Source organism: Marinobacter sp. H13, from assembly GCF_059072335.1.
Window position 1 is genome coordinate 1 of record NZ_JCACRU010000002.1, and the last position, 1,169, is coordinate 1,169.

1 protein-coding gene is annotated in these 1,169 nt (G+C 53.9%); it reads left to right on the forward strand.

The features are described 5' to 3' along the window. On the forward strand, window positions 1–1,169 hold a 1,169-nt coding region (locus AC5JQH_RS21385), incomplete at both ends, for an aldehyde dehydrogenase family protein (RefSeq protein WP_493805991.1).

Sequence of the window (1,169 nt, forward strand, 5' to 3'; positions counted from 1 at the left end):
TCCTGGCTCGTCAAAATCACCGTATGCTGATAGGCGGACAATGGGTTGATGCTCTGGAAAACAAACGTATAGAGGTAGAAAACCCAGCTGAAGAAACGGTTATAGGAAGCATACCCCTTGCACATCCTGATGACGTTAACAAGGCCGTTAGCTGTGCAAAAAGTGCGTTCAATGGTGATGACTGGGGCCGAATGAGACCCTCCGCCCGTCAGAACATGCTTCTCAAACTTGCAGATCTGATTGAGCGAGATGCCAGAATCATTGCTGAGCTGGAAGCTATCGACAACGGCAAGTCTGCTGCTATTGCCGAAGCTGTTGACATAAGCCTGGGTCTGGAATTCTTTCGCTACATGGCCGGGTGGGCAACAAAAATTGAGGGCTCGACTCTTGATGTGTCCATGCCCTTTGCCCCGGCTGACTCTGACTTTTCTGCATATACCCGACGCGAACCCGTCGGTGTTGTTGCCGCAATCATACCGTGGAACTTTCCTTTTCTGATGGCCTGCTGGAAGCTGGCTCCGGCACTTGCAGCGGGTTGCACGGTTGTGTTGAAGCCTGCGGAACAAACTTCCCTTTCTGCCCTCTATCTGGGCGAGCTGATCGGAGAGGCAAATTTTCCTGACGGGGTTGTCAATATCATTACTGGCGAGGGCCAGAGCACTGGGTCGGCACTGATAACTCATCCTGACATCAACAAGATTAGTTTTACGGGATCCACTGAGGTGGGTCAGATCATAGGCCGTGCTGCGATGGATAATATGGCGCGAGTTACCTTAGAGCTGGGGGGCAAGTCTCCAATGATTGTCCTGGCTGACTGTGATCCGGAGAAGGCTGCGCAAGGGGCAGCGGCAGCAATCTTTTTCAACCATGGACAAACCTGCAGTGCCGGCTCGCGACTTTACGTTCACCGAAGCATTTCTGACAAGGTCCTGGATCGGCTCGCCGAGTTAGCAGAGGCAATCCCCCTGGGGCCTGGCCTGGATCCAGCTGCGCAAATGGGACCACTCGTGTCCAGGGTTCAGCTAGACCGGGTCTGTCGCTACATTGAGACGGGCCGCCAGGAAGGTGCCCGCCTGGTTACCGGTGGCGAACGTGCTGACCGCAAAGGTTATTACGTCAAGCCCACCATATTTGCGACCGAAGACGACTCTATGGTCATAGCCAAAGAC